The 17,237-nt window shown below is 72.8% G+C and carries 15 protein-coding genes; all 15 read left to right on the top strand.

Annotated features, from left to right (window positions below):
- Nucleotides 1–5 precede the first annotated feature (5 nt).
- On the top strand, nucleotides 6–2,255 hold the full coding sequence (locus tag ATL41_RS02910) for a peptidoglycan D,D-transpeptidase FtsI family protein (protein WP_098457124.1): 2,250 nt from the start codon (nucleotides 6–8) through the stop codon (nucleotides 2,253–2,255).
- 76 nt (nucleotides 2,256–2,331) lie between these two features.
- Nucleotides 2,332–3,924, top strand: a complete 1,593-nt coding sequence (locus ATL41_RS02905; RefSeq protein ID WP_098457123.1) for a UDP-N-acetylmuramoyl-L-alanyl-D-glutamate--2,6-diaminopimelate ligase — start codon at nucleotides 2,332–2,334, stop codon at nucleotides 3,922–3,924.
- Nucleotides 3,921–5,321: a UDP-N-acetylmuramoyl-tripeptide--D-alanyl-D-alanine ligase gene (locus ATL41_RS02900; protein WP_098457122.1), complete on the top strand. Its 1,401-nt coding sequence runs from the start codon at nucleotides 3,921–3,923 to the stop codon at nucleotides 5,319–5,321. The genes ATL41_RS02905 and ATL41_RS02900 overlap by 4 nt, the downstream gene beginning before the upstream one ends.
- On the top strand, nucleotides 5,318–6,403 hold the full coding sequence (mraY, locus tag ATL41_RS02895; protein ID WP_098457121.1) for a phospho-N-acetylmuramoyl-pentapeptide-transferase: 1,086 nt from the start codon (nucleotides 5,318–5,320) through the stop codon (nucleotides 6,401–6,403). Before ATL41_RS02900 ends, mraY begins: the two co-directional genes overlap by 4 nt.
- A complete protein-coding gene (gene murD / locus ATL41_RS02890; protein WP_098457120.1) occupies nucleotides 6,397–7,869 on the top strand; it encodes a UDP-N-acetylmuramoyl-L-alanine--D-glutamate ligase in 1,473 nt (490 codons plus the stop codon). Before mraY ends, murD begins: the two co-directional genes overlap by 7 nt.
- A gap of 16 nt (nucleotides 7,870–7,885) precedes the next feature.
- Nucleotides 7,886–9,166 (top strand): FtsW/RodA/SpoVE family cell cycle protein, encoded by a 1,281-nt coding sequence (locus ATL41_RS02885; RefSeq protein WP_098457119.1) that lies wholly within the window; start codon nucleotides 7,886–7,888, stop codon nucleotides 9,164–9,166.
- A 57-nt stretch (nucleotides 9,167–9,223) separates the two neighbouring features.
- The gene (gene murG / locus ATL41_RS02880; RefSeq protein WP_245854873.1) at nucleotides 9,224–10,291 is read left to right on the top strand and encodes an undecaprenyldiphospho-muramoylpentapeptide beta-N-acetylglucosaminyltransferase; all 1,068 of its coding nucleotides are present in this window, start codon (nucleotides 9,224–9,226) and stop codon (nucleotides 10,289–10,291) included.
- The gene (gene murC / locus ATL41_RS02875) at nucleotides 10,291–11,733 is read left to right on the top strand and encodes a UDP-N-acetylmuramate--L-alanine ligase (RefSeq protein WP_098457117.1); all 1,443 of its coding nucleotides are present in this window, start codon (nucleotides 10,291–10,293) and stop codon (nucleotides 11,731–11,733) included. Before murG ends, murC begins: the two co-directional genes overlap by 1 nt.
- Before the next feature lie 224 nt (nucleotides 11,734–11,957).
- Nucleotides 11,958–12,710: a cell division protein FtsQ/DivIB gene (locus ATL41_RS02870; protein WP_169924483.1), complete on the top strand. Its 753-nt coding sequence runs from the start codon at nucleotides 11,958–11,960 to the stop codon at nucleotides 12,708–12,710.
- A 163-nt stretch (nucleotides 12,711–12,873) separates the two neighbouring features.
- Complete coding sequence (gene ftsZ / locus ATL41_RS02865) at nucleotides 12,874–14,172, top strand: cell division protein FtsZ (protein WP_098457115.1); 1,299 nt, start codon at nucleotides 12,874–12,876, stop codon at nucleotides 14,170–14,172.
- Nucleotides 14,173–14,176: 4 nt separating this feature from the next.
- On the top strand, nucleotides 14,177–14,959 hold the full coding sequence (gene pgeF / locus ATL41_RS02860) for a peptidoglycan editing factor PgeF (RefSeq protein WP_098457114.1): 783 nt from the start codon (nucleotides 14,177–14,179) through the stop codon (nucleotides 14,957–14,959).
- Nucleotides 14,960–15,054: 95 nt separating this feature from the next.
- A complete protein-coding gene (locus ATL41_RS02855; protein ID WP_098457113.1) occupies nucleotides 15,055–15,552 on the top strand; it encodes a cell division protein SepF in 498 nt (165 codons plus the stop codon).
- A 10-nt stretch (nucleotides 15,553–15,562) separates the two neighbouring features.
- Nucleotides 15,563–15,853 (top strand): YggT family protein, encoded by a 291-nt coding sequence (locus tag ATL41_RS02850; RefSeq protein WP_098457112.1) that lies wholly within the window; start codon nucleotides 15,563–15,565, stop codon nucleotides 15,851–15,853.
- Nucleotides 15,854–15,970: 117 nt separating this feature from the next.
- A complete protein-coding gene (locus ATL41_RS02845) occupies nucleotides 15,971–16,633 on the top strand; it encodes a DivIVA domain-containing protein (RefSeq protein ID WP_098457111.1) in 663 nt (220 codons plus the stop codon).
- A gap of 126 nt (nucleotides 16,634–16,759) precedes the next feature.
- A complete protein-coding gene (locus tag ATL41_RS02840) occupies nucleotides 16,760–17,221 on the top strand; it encodes a TraR/DksA family transcriptional regulator (RefSeq protein ID WP_098457110.1) in 462 nt (153 codons plus the stop codon).
- The last annotated feature ends 16 nt before the right edge of the window (nucleotides 17,222–17,237 follow it).

Below are 17,237 nucleotides of genomic sequence, written 5' to 3'. Positions count from 1 at the left end.
TAGAGATGGACGAGCAGAGGTCGCGCACGGCTCAGCCGCGCCGCGTGCCTCCGCGCGCCGGCGAGCAGCCGCGCCGCACGTCGGCAGGCCGCCAGGCGGGCGCGGGGTTCGGCGACGCGAGCCCGCGCAGCGGTCAGCCCCCAGGCCGTGGCCAAGGCACACCGCGCAAGCAGGGCGCCTCGCGCAGCCAGGCACCGCACCGTCAGGCCTCGAGTGCTCGCGCGCAGCGCCCGGCAGGCGTCGCACCGCGCGACGGCGTCACGCCGCCTCGTCCCGCCCAGGGCCGCCCGGGCGCGGCGGCTGGCGCCGGTGCCACGACGGCCCCGCGTGCCCGCAGCGCCGTGCCCCCGCGCTCACGGGGCGCCGTGCCGACGCGCGGCGGCGCAGAGAGCTCCCGCGCCCGCGGTGCCGCGCCCGCACGTCCGGGCCAGCGTCCCGGGGTCGCGCGCCCGTCCGCGAGCCGTCGGCCGACGCCGCCCGCACCGCGCAAGCCGCTCGTGCCGCGCGCGCGTGTCGGTGACCCCCGTCGACGTCAGCGCTGGTTCATGGCGGGCGTGCTCGCGGTGCTCGTCGGTTTCACGGGCCGTCTCGTGTCGATCCAGATCATCCAGGGCCCTGAGCTCGCCGCCGCGGCACTCGAGCAGCGGCTCGTGAGCGGCACGATCCCGGCGGGTCGTGGCGACATCCTCGACGCGGACGGCAACGTGCTCGCGACGTCGGGGGAGCGGTACCACATCAAGGCCGACCTGACGCTCGTCCCGACGTGGAAGCACGTCGTCGACCGGGAGATCGTCGGCACCGGCATCGAGGCTGCCGCCGAGGTCCTCGCGCCGATCCTCGGTGTGAAGCCGACCGAGCTCGCCGCCGACCTCGTCGGCACGAGCCGCGGTAAGTACATCGCCAAGAACGTCCTGCCGGACACGTGGCAGGCGGTCAAGGCCTTCAACATCACGGGAATCGCGGCCGAGCGCACGAGCGTGCGCGAGTACCCGAACGGCACGACGGCGGGCAACATCATCGGCTTCGTCAACGCCGAGGGAGTGGGCTCGGCCGGCGTCGAGCAGACCTTCGACGAGGCGCTGCGCGGGACGCCCGGCTCGTACGAGGTCGAGACGGGCCTGCGCGGCCACCAGATCCCGACCGGTGAGCAGGAGCGCACCGAGGCCCAGCCCGGTCAGGACGTCCGCCTCACCCTGAGCGGCGACCTGCAGTGGAAGGCGCAGGACGCGATCCAGGCCGCCAAGCGCAAGACGGGCGCGACGTACGGCTTCGCGATCGTGTCGGACGTCAAGACCGGCGCGGTCCTCGCGCTCGGCGAGACGGACACGGTGAACCCGGGCGACCTGAGCTCGTCCGACCCGTCGACGTGGGGCTCGCGCGCCGTGTCGAACGTCTTCGAGCCGGGCTCGACCGCCAAGGTCATCACGATGGCGGCAGCGCTCGAGACGGGTGTCGTCACGCCGACGAGCAAGTTCGAGGTGCCTGACGCGTACGTGACGTCGAACAACCAGACGATCCGCGACTCCCACGAGCACCCCGTCCAGAAGATGACGGTCGCGGGCATCTTCGCCGAGTCGTCCAACACGGGCACCGTGCAGATCGGCGAGAAGATCCCGAAGCAGGTGCGCTACGACTACCTGTCGAAGTTCGGCTTCGGCAAGCGCACGGGCGTGGGCCTGCCGGGCGAGTCGCCCGGCATCCTGCACCCCGTCGAGAAGTGGGACGGCCGCACCCAGTGGAACGTCCTGTTCGGACAGGGCGTCTCCGTGAACGCGATCCAGGCGAACGAGGTGTTCGCGACGATCGCGAACGGCGGCCTGCGTGCGCAGCCGCACATCGTCAAGGAGTACGTCGCGCCCGACGGGACGGTGACCCCGTACGAGGTCGACGAGCCGGTGCGCGTCGTCTCGGAGAAGACCGCCGACACCGTCCTCGCGATGATGGAGTCCGTCGTCTCGGACGGTACGGGCTCGCTCGCCGCGATCCCCGGCTACCGCGTCGCGGGCAAGACGGGAACCGCGCAGGCGGCCAACCCGCACACCGGGAAGCTCGACCACTTCGTCGCGTCGTTCAACGGCGTCGCCCCGGCGGACGACCCGCGCGTCGCGGTCTCCGTCGTCCTGTACTACCCGGAGCTCCAGTACGGAGGCGTCGTCGCGGCGCCCGTGTTCTCGGACGTGACGGCCTTCGCGCTTCAGCACCTCGGCGTCGAGCCGAACGACTCGAAGCCGAAGACGTTCCCGCTCGAGTGGTGAGCCTGCACATTCCTCACACGTCACGCCGCGGTCCGTCCGAGCGCCGGGCCGGCGCGCACCAGATAGGTTCTGCTCCGTGAGCTCTTCGCGCATCCTTCCGCCTGCCCGTCGACAGGTCCAGGTCGCCGACCTCGCCGCGCACCCGGGCGTCAGGCTCGAGGGTGACCCGACGGTGACGGTCTCGTCCGTCGTCCTCGACAACCGTCGGGCCGAGGCGGGTGACCTGTTCGCCGCCGTCCCGGGGGCGCGCGTGCACGGCGCATCGTTCGCCGCCGACGCCGTGAGTCGGGGCGCGACGGCGGTCCTCACCGACGCGGCAGGCGCCCGGGCGGTCCGGGACGCCGGGTGCGACGTCCCCGTCCTCGTCGCCGAGGACGTCCGCGCGACGCTCGGCGCGGTCGCCGCGGCCGTGCACGGCGAACCCGCCGCGGCGATGCGCACCTTCGGCGTCACGGGCACGAACGGCAAGACGACGACGACGTTCCTGCTCGACCACGCCCTGCGCGCTCTCGGCCGCCGCACGGGTCTCGTCGGCACGGTCGAGTCGCGGTTCGGCGACACCGTCGTGCCCAGCACCCTCACGACCCCGGAGGCACCCGAGCTGCAGGGCTGGCTCGCGGCGATGGTCGCGGACGACGTCGACACGCTCTCGATGGAGGTGTCGTCCCACTCGATCGCGATGCATCGCGTCGACGGCATCGTGTTCGACGTCGTCGGCTTCACCAACCTCAGCCAGGACCACCTCGACTTCCACGGCACGCTCGAGGACTACTTCGCCGTGAAGGCCGAGCTGTTCGGGCCCGAGCGCGCCCGGCGCGGGGTCGTCGTCGTCGACGACGAGTGGGGTGCGCGCCTGGCGCGCGAGGCCCGCGTGCCCGTCACGACGGTCGCGACGACCACCGTCGACGCCGACGCCGACTGGACGGTCCAGGACGTCGAGACCGAGCCGGGCGGTTCGCGCTTCACGCTCGTGCACCGCGACGGCCGCCGCGTCGCGACGCGCGTCGCGCTGCCGGGCGGGTTCAACGTCGCCAACGCCGCGCTCGCGTGCGTCATGCTGCTCGAGTCCGGCGTCGACGCGGACACGCTCGTCGCCGCGCTCGGGCCCGAGGGCTTCGACGCCCGCGTCCCCGGCCGCATGGAGGTGCTCTCGGACGCGCCGCGCGTCGTCGTCGACTTCGCGCACAACGCCGACGCGCTCGAGCTCGCGCTGAGCTCGCTGCGCATGACGACGCCCGGGCGCCTCGTCGTCGTCTTCGGCGCGACGGGGGACCGAGACCGCGGCAAGCGCCCCCACATGGGGGCGGTCGCCGCGCGGTTCGCGGACGTGGTCGTCGTCACGGACGACGACCCGCACAGCGAGCCGCCGGGCCCGATCCGCGCCGAGGTGATCGCGGGTGCCCGGGCCGTCACCGGACGTGAGGGTCCCGGACCTGAGATACTCGAGATCGCGCCCCGCGCGGAAGCGATCCGGCAGGCGGTCCTCTCGGCTGCCGCCACGGACACGGTCCTGCTCGCGGGGCGCGGGCACGAGACGGTCCAGGAGGTCGACGGGGTCGACCTGCCGTTGGATGATCGGGTGGAGGCGCGGGCCGCGCTGGCCGCCCGGAGCACGGGGCGCGAGCGCACGGCGCCCACGCCGCACGACGAAGGAGATACGCACGCATGATCGCTCTCAGGGCCGACGAGATCGCCCGCCTCACCGGCGGCAGGCTCGTCGGCGACGGCGGCGTAGTCGTCACGGGACCGGTCGTGGTGGACTCCAGGCTCGTCGAGCCGGGAGGGCTCTTCGTCGCGTTCGCGGGCGAGCACGTCGACGGTCACGACTTCGTGGGCAAGGCGACGGAGGCGGGCGCGTCCGTCGTCCTCGCGGGTCGCGACGTCGACGCCCCGGCGGTCGTCGTGGTCGACGACGTGCAGCTGGCGCTCGGGCAGCTCGCCCGGGAGGTACTCGCGCGTGTGCGCTCGCGCGGCGAGCTCAAGGTCGTCGCCGTGACCGGCTCGGTCGGCAAGACGACGACGAAGGACCTCATCGGCCAGGTCGTCTCCCCGGAGGGGGAGACGGTCGTGCCGCGCGGCTCGTTCAACAACGAGATCGGGCTGCCGCTCACCGTCCTGCAGGTCACGGAGACGACGCGCTACCTCGTCCTCGAGATGGGTGCGGACCACGAGGGCAACATCATGTACCTCACGAGCATCGCCCCGCCCGACGTCGCTGTCGTCCTCGCGGTTGGCACCGCGCACCTCGGCGAGTTCGGAGGTGTCGAGGCGATCGCCCGCGCCAAGAGCGAGCTCGTCACTGGCGCGGCCGAGGGCGGCGTCGCCGTCCTCAACGCCGACGACCACCGCGTCGTCGCGATGGCGTCGCTCGCCGCAGGTGACGTCGTGACGTTCGGGACCGTCTCGGGAGCGCAGGTCGCCGCCGACGACGTCCGGATCGACCGCGCGGGCCGCGTGTCCTTCGTGCTGCACGCGCGCGGTGCCAGCGCCCCCGTGAGCCTGAGGCTCGTCGGCGAGCACCACCTGTCGAACGCGCTCGCGTGCGCGGCGGTGGGCCTCCAGCTCGGGCTCGACGTCGCGACCGTCGCCGAGCGCCTGAGCGCCGCGACCGCGCTCAGCCCGCACCGCATGCACGTCGTCGACCGCCCCGACGGCGTCACGGTCATCGACGACTCCTACAACGCGAACCCCGACTCGATGCGTGCGGCGCTCAAGGCGCTCGCCGTCGTCGCGGGGCGCGAGCGGCGGTCGGTCGCCGTGCTCGGTGAGATGCTCGAGCTCGGCGAGGAGAGCCGGGAGCGGCACGACGAGGTCGGCCGGCTCGCGGTCCGCCTGAACATCAACCTGACGATCGTCGTCGGGCCCGGCGCGTGGGCGATCTTCGACGGCGCCCAGATGGAGGGGTCGTGGGGCGACGAGGTCGTCCAGGTCGACGACCTCGAGGCCGCCGAGAAGCTGCTCGCGGACTATCTCCGCGAGGGTGACGTCGTCCTCGTCAAGGCGTCGAACGGCACGGGGCTGTGGCGCCTCGCCGACAGCCTCGTGGCCGCGGGGGCCGCCGCATGATCGCCATCCTCGTCGCGGGCGGCACGGCGCTCGTGCTGTCGCTGCTGCTGACGCCGCTGTTCATCCGGTACCTCGTGCACAAGCAGTACGGGCAGTTCATCCGCCAGGACGGGCCGACAGCGCACTTCACCAAGCGCGGCACGCCCACGATGGGCGGCGTCGTCATCATCGGCTCGGTACTCGTCGGGGTCGCGGCGTCCGCGATCGTCGCGGGGAGATTGCCGAGCGTCTCGACGTTCCTCGCGCTGTTCCTCATGACGGGCCTCGGCCTCGTCGGGTTCCTCGACGACTTCATCAAGATCTCCCGCCAGCGCAGCCTCGGTCTGTCCGCGCGCGGCAAGATCATCGGCCAGGGTTTCGTGGGTATCGCGTTCTCGGTGCTCGCGCTGAACTTCCCGGACGCGAGCTTCCGCACGCCGGCGTCGACCAAGATCTCGTTCGTCCGGGACACGGGCATCGACCTTGCGTTCGCGGGCGCGACGATCGGCCTGATCCTCTTCGTCCTGTGGGCGAACTTCCTCATCACGGCCTGGTCCAACGCGGTGAACCTCACGGACGGCCTCGACGGTCTCGCGACCGGCGTGTCGCTCATGGTGTTCGGCGCCTACACGTTCGTCGGCATCTGGCAGTGGAACCAGCGCTGCGCCGTCATCACGTCCGCGGGACCGAGCTGCTACGAGGTGCGCGACCCGTGGGACCTCGCGGTCGTCGCGGCCGCGATCACCGGCGCGCTCTTCGGGTTCCTGTGGTGGAACGCGTCGCCCGCGAAGATCTTCATGGGGGACACGGGCTCCCTCGCGCTCGGCGGTGCGCTCGCCGCGCTGTCGATCCTCACGCGCACCGAGATCCTCGCGGCCATCATCGGTGGTCTGTTCGTCGTGATCGTCATGTCGGACGTCATCCAGATCGGCGGCTTCAAGCTCACGGGCAAGCGCGTGTTCAAGATGGCGCCGCTCCACCACCACTTCGAGCTCTCGGGCTGGGGCGAGGTCACGATCGTGATCCGCTTCTGGATCATCGCGGGCCTCTTCGCCGCGCTCGGCATCGGCCTGTTCTACACCGAGTGGGTCGCCGGATGGTGACGTCGGGTCACCCTGGCACCTCGGACGACCTCGACCTCGCTGGCGCGCGCGTCCTCGTCGCAGGGCTCGGCGTCACGGGCCGCGCGGTCGCCGCAGCGCTCGACGGGCGCGCGGCCGCGGTCACGACGCTCGACGCGAAGGCGCCCGACGCCGACCTCCAGGACAGCGCGGACGTCGACCTCGCGACGGTCGACCTGATCGTCGCGTCGCCCGGCTGGGCGCCGTCGCACCCGCTGCTCGCGGCGGCTGCCGAGGCGGGCGTGCCGGTGTGGAGCGAGATCGAGCTCGCGTGGCGGCTGCGCGTCGACCGGGCCTCGGGCGGTGGCCCCGCGCCGTGGCTCGCGGTCACGGGCACGAACGGGAAGACCACGACGGTCGGAATGCTCACGTCGATGCTCGCTGCGGCGGGCCGCGAGGTCGCCGAGGTCGGGAACGTCGGTCGCCCGGTCGTCGAGGCGGCCGTCGACCCTGCGGTCGACGTCCTCGCCGTCGAGCTCTCGAGCTTCCAGCTGCACTTCACGCACACGATGTCCGTCGAGGCGGGCGCGGTCCTCAACATCGCGACCGACCACGTCGACTGGCACGGCTCCGCCGAGGCGTACGCAGCCGACAAGGGCCGCATCTTCGAGCGGGCCCAGGTCGCGTGCGTCTACAACGTCGCCGACCCGGCGACGCGTCGCCTCGTCGAGCGGGCCGACGTTGAGGAGGGGGCCCGCGCCGTGGGCTTCACGCTCGGCTCGCCCGGACGCGCCGAGATCGGGCTCGTCGAGGACATCGTCGTCGACAGGGCCTTCCACACCCGGGCCGACGACCCGTCCCGTCACGACAGCGCCGAGGAGCTGCTCACCCTCGCGGACCTCGAGCACCTCGCCGGCCCGGACGGCCGCGTCGCGCCGCACGTCGTCGCGAACGTGCTCGCGGCGGCCGCGCTCGCCCGCGCGCACGGCCTCGCGGCGGACGACGTGCGCCGTGGAGCCCGGGCCTTCCGTCCCGGTCAGCACCGCATCGAGACGGTCGCGACCGCGACCGTCCCCGGCGGCACCGTCGCCTACGTCGACGACTCGAAGGCGACGAACGCGCACGCGGCTTCTGCGTCGCTCGCCGCCTTCGCGCCCGGCACGGTCGTGTGGGTCGCGGGAGGTCTCGCCAAGGGCGCGACGTTCGACGACCTCGTGATCGAGCGTCGTGACAGGCTGCGCGCCGCCGTCCTCATCGGTGCCGACGCGAGCCTGCTCACGGAAGCCATCGACCGACACGCGCCCGATCTCCCGGTCGTGCGTGTCGATCCTGGCGAGACTGGGACCGTGATGGCGCGCGCCGTCGCTGCGGCCGCCAGCCTCGCGCAGGCGGGTGACACGGTTCTCCTGGCGCCGGCCTGCGCCTCGATGGACCAGTTCCGCTCGTACGCGGAGCGTGGCGAGAAGTTCGCCGCGGCCGCGCGCCAGCACAGCCGCGACGGTGAGTGAGGAGGTGACGACGCGGATGGCGACGGACCGCGCTCGCGCCTCGACCGAATCCGAGGGCACGTCCCGACCGGAGCGTGCCCGGCGCCGACCCCTGCTCGGGTTCCTCGACAGCCCTGTCGCGAGCTACTACCTCCTCGTGGGGCTGACGACCCTGCTCGTCCTGATCGGCCTCGGGATGGTGCTGTCCGCGTCGTCGGTCAAGTCCCTCCAGCGCGGCGACTCGCCCTACGAGATCTTCCTCGGGCAGGCGCAGTACGCGTTCCTCGGCACGATCGCCCTCGTCGCCGCGAGCCTGATGCGGCCGTCGTTCTACAAGCGCGTCTCGTGGCCCTTCCTCGCCGCCGCGATCGGCATGCAGCTGCTGATCTTCACGCCGCTCGCCCGCTCGAAGGGCGGCAACACGGGCTGGATCTACCTCGGCGGATTCACCGTCCAGCCCGCAGAGATCGCGAAGCTCGCTCTCGCGATCTGGCTCGGCACGGTGCTCGCGCGCAAGGCGCGGCTCCTGCACCAGTGGGGGCACGTCTTCATGCCCGCGGTGCCCGTCGTCGGTATCGTCGTCGGTCTCGTGCTCGCGGGCCACGACCTCGGCACCGCGATCATCCTGCTCATGGTCGTCGCGGGTGCCCTGTGGATCGCGGGCGTCCCGGGGCGGATGTTCATGGCGGGCGGCCTCGCGATGGGCGTGGCCGTGTGGGCGCTCGTCGCGTTCCAGGGCAACAGCAACCGCCTCGGACGCATCGACTCCTGGCTCAACGCGTCGTGCGACCCGAGCGTCGCGACGTGCTACCAGTTCATCCACGGCAAGTGGGCGCTCGCCTCGGGCGGGCTCTCAGGCGTCGGGCTCGGCGCAGGCAGCGAGAAGTGGCTGTACCTGCCGGAGGCGCACAACGACTTCATCTTCGCCGTGATCGGTGAGGAGCTCGGCCTCCAGGGCACGGTGCTCATGCTCGTGCTGTTCGGGGCGCTCGGCTACGCGATGTCGCGCGTCGTCGTGCGGCACCCGGACCCGGCCGTCAAGGTCACGACGGGCGCGATCTGCTGCTGGATCGTCGGGCAGGCGCTCGTCAACATCGGCGTCGTGATCGGTGCGCTGCCGGTCATCGGCGTCCCTCTCCCGCTCGTGTCGGCGGGCGGCTCCGCGCTCATCATGACGATGGCCGCACTCGGGGTCGTGATCAGCTTTGCCCGGGACGAGCCAGGGGCGCGCGAGGCGCTCGCTGCTCGGTCCGGGACCGTCCGGCGGTCGCTCGCGGTCGTCGGCGGGTCGGTTCGTCGTCGTCGGAAGGACGCGTGAGACGTGGTTGAGTCGGTGCTTCTTGCCGGAGGAGGGACCGCGGGGCACGTCAACCCGATGCTCGCGGTCGCGGACGAGCTGCGGTCGCGGCACCCCGAGGCGCGGTTGACGGTCCTCGGGACCCAGGAGGGTCTCGAGTCGACGCTCGTCCCGGCGCGAGGCTACCCGATGGCGGTCGTGCCGCGCGTGCCGCTGCCGCGTCGCCCCGGGGCGGATCTCCTCTCGGTGCCGCGGCGTCTGCGTGCGGCCGTTGCCGCAGCGTCGCGTGCGATCACGGAGAACGAGGCGCAGGTCGTCGTCGGCTTCGGCGGCTACGTGTCGACGCCCGCGTACCTCGCCGCGCGCCGCCTCGGCGTCCCCGTCGTCATCCACGAGCAGAACGCTCGTCCTGGGCTCGCGAACAAGCTCGGCGCCCGGTGGGCGCGCTCTGTGGCCGTGACCTTCCCGGGCACGCCCCTGCGCGGCGGCATCATCACGGGCCTCCCGCTGCGGCGCGAGATCGCCGACCTCGTCCGCGCCCGCGAGGAGAACGCTGCGAAGGTCCGACGCGAGGCCGCGGCGGTCCTGGGCATCGACCCCGACCGCAGGACTCTCCTCGTCACGGGCGGCTCGCTCGGCGCGCAGAGCCTCAACGACGCGATGACGCGCGCGCTCGACGACGTCGCCGCGTCCGACGCGCAGGTGCTCCACCTCACCGGCAACGGCAAGTCCGAGGCCCTCACGGACGCGCTCGAGCAGCGTCCCGCGCTCGCCGGCCGGTACCACGTGCGTGAGTACCTCGAAGACATGCACCTCGCGCTCGCGGCGTGCGACGTCGTGCTGTGCCGCTCGGGCGCGGGCACGGTCGCCGAGCTCACGGCGCTCGGGCTCCCCGCCGTGTACGTGCCGCTGCCGATCGGCAACGGTGAGCAGCGGCTCAACGCGCTGCCTGCGGTGCACGCGGGCGGCGGCCTCCTCGTGGACGACGCTGAGGTGACCCCCGACTGGGTGAGCACGCAGCTGCTCACCCTGCTCGCCGACGAGGAGCGGGTCGCGCAGATGGCCGAGGCCGCGGCGCGCGTCGGCCGCGTGGGCGCGGCGGCGGACGTCGCGGACCTGGTCGAGCGCGCGGCGGGTGAGGCGTGATGGCTGGGTCGCCGATGTCGCGGTTCGCGGACGACGTCCCGGCCGTCGCTGACCTCGGGACGGTCCACCTCGTGGGTGTCGGCGGGGCCGGCATGTCCGTCGTGGCGCGCCTGCTGCGCTCCCGCGGCGTCGACGTGCAGGGCTCGGACGCGCGCGGAGGTGCGGTCCTCGACGCCCTCGAGGCCGACGGCGTGCGCGTGTGGGTCGGGCACGACGCCGCGCACGTCGCGGGAGCGAGCACGGTGGTCGTGTCGAGCGCCGTGCGCGAGTCCAACCCGGAGCTCGCGGCTGCGCGGGCCGCGGGGCTGCGCGTGCTGCACCGCTCGCAGGCGCTCGCGGCGCTCATGGAGGGCAACCGGGCGGTCGCCGTCGCGGGCGCGCACGGGAAGACGACGACGTCCGCGATGATCGCCGTGCTGCTCGAGGGGGCTGGCCTCGCGCCGTCGTTCGCGATCGGCGGCTCGGTGCGCACCGCGGACGGCGCGCTCCCGGGCGGCCATCTCGGGTCGGGCGACGTGCTCGTCGCCGAGGCGGACGAGTCGGACCGCTCCTTCCTCAACTACCGACCGACGATCGCGGTCGTCACGAACGTCGAGCCGGACCACCTCGACAACTACGGCACGACCGAGGCGTTCGAGCGGGCGTTCGTCGAGTTCGCAGCACGCGTGCGGCCGGGCGGCCACCTCGTGGCGTGCGTCGACGACGCCGGTGCACGCCGGATCGTCGAGGGCCACCGTGCGGTCGGCGGCCAGGTCGTGACGTACGGCACGTCGCCGGACGCCGACGTGCGCGTCGAGGGCTACACGCCGTCGGGCGACGGCTCGACGGCGACGCTCCACGTCGCGGGCGTCGGGGGAGCGACGGGCAGCGCCCCGGTCGCCCTGCGGGTCCCTGGCGAGCACAACATGCTCGACGCCGCGGGCGCGGTCGCGACGGCGCTCCTGCTCGGCGTCCCGTTGGGGGCTGCGGTCGAGGCCGTCGGCGCGTTCGTCGGTACGGGCCGTCGCTTCGAGGACCGCGGCTCGGCGGGCGGGGTGCGCGTCGTCGACGACTACGCGCACCACCCGACCGAGGTCGCGGCGCTCCTCACCGGTGCGCGCCCCGCGGCAGGGGAGGGGCGCGTGCTCGCGCTGTTCCAGCCGCACCTGTTCTCCCGGACCAAGGCGTTCGCCGCCGAGTTCGCGGCGGCGCTCGACCTCGCCGACGAGGCGGTCGTGACGGGTGTCTACGCCGCGCGCGAGGACGACGACCCGGACGTGACGGGCGAGCTCATCACGTCGCGCAGCGTCCGCGGCGCCCGGTACGTCGCGGACAAGGTCGAGGCCGCCCGGACGGTCGCGCGGCTCGCACGTCCCGGCGACCTCGTGCTGACGATCGGCGCGGGTGACGTCACCGAGCTCGCGCCCGTCGTCCTCGACGAGCTGGCGAGGTCGTCGGAGTGAAGCCACCGGCACGTCCGCGGCCGGGCGCCCCGCGCCCGGGGGAGCGCCCGACGCAGCGTCGGGCCGCTCCTCCTGCGCCGCGCCCGCGCCAGGCTCCCGCGGCGCCGGTGCCGTCGCCGCCCTCGCCGCCGTCGGTCCCTGCACGCCCGGCGGGCGCACGACGACCGAGCGCGAAGAGCGCGCCGTGCGCTCCCGTGCCGGTCGCGCCGCTGCCCGGTCCGTCCGTGCGAGTGCCGACGGTCTCGACGGGGTTCGCGGCGCGCCTCGCCGAGAAGGCGGCCGCTCGTCGGCACCTGCTGCTGCGCCGCGCGTTGTGGGTCGTCGCCGGCCTGGTCGTGGTGGGTGCTGGCGTGTGGGGCGTGTTCTTCTCGCCTGCGTTCGCTCTCGACGAGGACCAGGTCGTCGTCGAGGGCCTGGGTACGGTCATCGCGCCTGGGGCGGTCGAGGAGGTCGTCGCGGTCCAGGCGGGCACGCCGCTCACGCGGCTGGACACGGTGCGGTTGCGCGCCCGGATCCTCGAGGTGCCGGGCGTGCGTGACGCGACGATCGAGCGGGACTGGCCCCGCGGGCTGAGCGTCCGGCTCGTCTCGCGCGAGCCCGTCGCGGCGGTGCCCGAGGGTAAGGGATACGTCCTGCTCGACGACGAGGGCGTCCAGGTCGGTCTGTCGACCAAGGTCCCGGACGGTCTGCCGGAGATCACGTTCCCGCTCGACCAGGACAGCCGGCGCACGCTCGCGAGCGCGCTCATCCTGCTCAACGCGCTGCCGCCGAAGATCGCGCAGGACGTGCGGACGATCTCGGCGACGAGCCCGGACGACGTCCAGATGGAGATGCGCGGCGGCGCGACGGTCGTGTGGGGGAGCTCCGCGGAGGCGGCCCTGAAGGTCCGCGTGCTCGAGGTGCTGCGCAAGGCGAAGGCGTCGAAGGGGTCGAAGGTGTTCGACGTCTCGGCGCCGAACGCGCCCATCACCCGCTGAGCGGCGGCGTCGCGCGGGACGGCTGCACATCGCGGAGCGACACGCGCCCGTGGTCGTTGCCCACGGTCGTCATGGCGCATAGCGTCCCACTAGCAGAACGTGACATAACTCTAACCCTCTACCTGAGGGTGAAGGTTGCCAGCACCGATCGAGAGGTACCCCCGTGGCAACACCGCAGAACTACCTGGCCGTCATCAAGGTGGTGGGCATCGGCGGCGGTGGCGTGAACGCCGTCAACCGCATGATCGAGGTGGGGCTCAAGGGAGTCGAGTTCATCGCGATCAACACCGATGCTCAGGCGCTGCTGATGTCCGACGCCGACGTCAAGCTCGACGTCGGTCGTGAGCTCACGCGCGGGCTCGGCGCTGGCGCCGACCCCGAGGTCGGGAAGAAGGCAGCCGAGGACCACACCGAGGAGATCGAGGACGTCCTGCGGGGCGCCGACATGGTCTTCGTCACCGCGGGCGAGGGTGGTGGCACCGGCACGGGTGGTGCGCCCGTCGTCGCGCGCATCGCCCGCTCGCTCGGCGCCCTGACCGTCGGCGTCGTCACGCGCCCGTTCACGTTCGAGGGTCGCCGCCGCTCCAACCAGGCCGACGCGGGCATCGACGCGCTGCGCAACGAGGTCGACACCCTCATCGTCATCCCGAACGACCGCCTGCTGTCGATGTCCGACCGCAACGTCTCGGCGCTCGACGCGTTCCACCAGGCCGACCAGGTGCTCCTCTCGGGTGTCCAGGGCATCACCGACCTCATCACGACGCCGGGCCTGATCAACCTCGACTTCGCCGACGTGAAGTCGGTCATGCAGGGCGCCGGCTCGGCCCTCATGGGCATCGGCTCGGCCCGTGGCGACGACCGCGCGGTCCAGGCCGCCGAGCTCGCGATCTCGTCGCCGCTGCTCGAGGCGAGCATCGACGGCGCGCACGGCGTGCTGCTCTCGATCCAGGGCGGCTCCGACCTCGGCCTCTTCGAGATCAACGAGGCCGCGCGCCTCGTCCACGAGGCCGCCCACCCCGAGGCGAACATCATCTTCGGTGCGGTCATCGACGACGCGCTCGGCGACGAGGTCCGCGTGACCGTCATCGCCGCCGGGTTCGACGGCGGCGCCCCGCAGGTGCGCAAGGACGGCCGCGGCCTCGGCCAGGTCGAGAGCGCCGCACCGGCGCCCGCGATCGAGCGCCCTGCGACGCGTCGCCAGGAGCCGGCCGCGACGACCGGCATGCACGCCCAGGCCCGCCCGGTGGTCCCGGTCGAGGAGGGCGAGCGCTACCAGCCCGTCGTCCCTGCGACCGACCCGTACGCGTCCTCCGCGCAGGAGACGGCCGAGCCGACGCCGAACGTCTACCAGCCGGTGCAGCCGACGCCCGCCACGGGCCAGCTCGAGGTTCCCCGGATCTTCGACGAGGAGCCGCCGCGCCGACGCACGGACGACCTCGACATCCCGGACTTCCTCAAGTAGCTCCGTGACCGACCCGCAGCACGGGCCCCGGACGATCGAGCTCGACCTCGGTCCCGGGGTCCGTGCCGTCTTCACGACCGTCCACGGCGGTGTCTCGTCACCGCCGTGGGCGAGTCTCAACCTCGGCATGGCGTGCGGCGACGACCAGGGCGCCGTCGTCGAGAACCGGCGCCGCGTCGGCGCGGCGGTCGGCGCGCCCGTCGCGTTCGCGACGCAGGTCCACGGCGCCGACGTCGTCGACGTCGCGGGAGCGGACGCGGTGCGCGAGCTGCCCGGCACCGTCGGCGAGGCTGACGGCCTCGTCACGAGCGCGACCGACGTCGCGCTCGGGGTGCTCGTCGCGGACTGCGTCCCCGTCCTCCTCGCCGACCCCGAGGCCCGCGTCGTCGCGGTCGCCCACGCAGGGCGCCGGGGCGTCGAGAGCGAGGTCGTGCTGCGCACGCTCGACGCGATGGTCGCGCGCGGCGCGGACCCGGCACGCGTGCGTGCCGCCGTCGGGCCGTGCGCGTGCGGTGACTGCTACGAGGTCCCCGAGGACATGCGGGCGGACGTCGCAGCTCGGGTCCCCGCGACCTGGTCGACGACGTCGTGGGGGACACCCGCGCTCGACCTCGCCGCAGGGGTCGAGCAGCAGCTCGACCGAGCAGGTGTCGCCTCCGTCACGCGCGTCGCCCGCTGCACGATCGAGGACGACGACCTCTTCTCCTACCGTCGCGCCGGACGCACCGGCGACCCGACCACCGGACGCTTCGCCGGCGTCGTCCGGATCACGGTGCCGGGGCGCTGAGCGGAACCTCCCGCCCTGGGCGTGTCGGTACCGAGCGCGGCGAACACGTGCGGTTAGCGTGAATCCACCAGTGTGACGATGGACGGAGATGGGTCATGGCCGGAGCGCTTCGCAAGACGATGCTGTACCTGGGCCTCGCGGACGACCGTGGGGACCAGGAGTATGCCGACGCATACGTGGACGAGTACGCCGAGGAGTACGTCGAAGAGGAGGCTCCCGCGATGTCCCAGGACTTCCCTGCCCAGGTGACCCCCATCAACCGCGCCGCCGCGCAGCGCCCCCAGGCGCCTGCGGCCGCCGACCTGCGCCGCATCACGACCGTGCACCCTCGGTCGTACAACGACGCGCGCGTCATCGGTGAGGCGTTCCGCTCGGGCACGCCCGTCATCATCAACCTCACCGACATGGACGATGCGGACGCCAAGCGTCTCGTCGACTTCTCGGCCGGCCTGATCTTCGGCCTCCGCGGTGCGATCGAGCGCGTCACCAACAAGGTGTTCCTGCTCTCGCCCGAGAACGTCGAGATCACCGGCGAGGAGCACGTGGCGTCGGGCGACAACCGCTCGCACGCCGGCTTCTTCAACCAGAGCTGAGCAGACGCACGTGCAGCAGCTGTTCGGCGTCCTGGCCACGCTGTGCTTCGTGTACTTCATCGTGCTCCTGGGACGCATCGTCGTCGACCTCGTGCGCGTCGTCGCGCGTGACTGGCGACCGCACGGGTTCGGGCTCGTCGTGATCGAGGGCGTGTACCTCGTGACCGACCCGCCGCTGCGCTTGCTGCGGCGCCTGATCCCGCCCCTGCGCCTCGGGCGCGTCCAGCTCGACCTGGCCTTCCTGATCCTGATGCTCGCCACCTCCGTCCTGGTGAACATCTTCGGGAGCCTCGCGAGCTGACCCGCGAGACAGAAGACGGGCGTGCGCGCGCGGCACGCTCTTTATCCGCTAGCGTGAGTGCGTGGTCGTCATCGACGTCCCGGCTCCATAACCCGAGTAACTCAACGAGGTGACACGATGGCACTGCTCACTGCAGACGACATCCTCAACAAGAAGTTCACGGCGACGAAGTTCCGCGAGGGCTACGACGTCGTCGAGGTCGACGACTTCCTCGACGAGGTGCTCAACACGCTGCGGGCGCTCCAGGGCGAGAACGACGACCTCAAGGCCAAGCTGGCCGCGGCCGAGCGTCGCGTCGCCGAGCTGACCCGCGAGAACGCGGCAGCGGCCCAGGCGGCCTCCGCACCGTCGCCCGCCACGACCGCGGAGCCCGTCCGCGAGGCCGTGCCGGAGCCCGCTCCGGCCCCCGTCCCCGCGCCCGCCCCGGCCCCCGTGTCCCGGGCGAGCGAGCCCGAGTCGGCCACCGGCATGCTCCAGCTCGCGCAGAAGCTGCACGACGACTACGTCCGCTCCGGCCAGGAGGAGGGCGAGCGTCTCGTCAGCGAGGCACGTGCCGAGGGCGAGCGCATCGTCCGCGAGGCGCAGGAGACCTCCGCACGTACGCTCGGCCAGCTCGAGCAGGAGCGTTCGCTCCTGGAGCGCAAGATCGACGAGCTCCGCCAGTTCGAGCGGGACTACCGCACCCGCCTCCAGAGCTACCTCGAGTCGCTGCTCGGCGACCTCAACGCGCGCGGGTCCTCGATCCCGCCGTCGAACAAGGTCAACGGCCCCGGCCTCTGAGCCGACGGGACGACGTCCCGACCGAACCACCGACCACGGCCGGCCACAGGCACCGCTACCGCGCGTGTTGTCTGGGCCGGTCGTGGCCGTCTATCCTCGGCAGTTCTGAACAGAGAGGCCACCCTGATGTCGATCCAGGACGAAGAACGAACCCCCAGCCTTGCGGAGCGCTTCCCGCGCCTCACCAAGGACGTCAAGACGTTCCAGGTCCGCGAGGGCGAGGAGCCGTGGACGCTCAAGGAGGCCAAGGCCGTCGCGAGCGAGCTCATCGCCGAGGTCGAGCGCCTCGAGGTCGAGCTGGCGAACGCGGACGCAGAGCTCTCGGAGCTGCTGCGCAACTCGGGTGACGGCGCAGGGGACGACCAGGCGGACTCTGGTTCGAGCGCGCTCGAGCGTGAGCAGGAGCTCACGTTCGTCAACAACACCCGCGACCTGCTCCAGCAGAACACGCACGCGATCCAGCGGATCGCGGCCGGCACCTACGGCACGTGCGAGTCGTGCGGCGGCCCCATCGGCAAGGCACGTCTCCAGGCCTTCCCGCGCGCCACGCTGTGCGTGACCTGCAAGCAGCGCGAGGAACGACGCTGACCGAGGAAGCGGGTGA

Origin of the sequence: Flavimobilis soli (assembly GCF_002564025.1) — a bacterium.
In the GTDB taxonomy this organism is placed as follows: Bacteria; Actinomycetota; Actinomycetes; order Actinomycetales; family Cellulomonadaceae; genus Flavimobilis; species Flavimobilis soli.
Note: the sequence above shows the minus strand (reverse complement) of the source record. Positions and strands in the feature narration are given on the sequence as shown.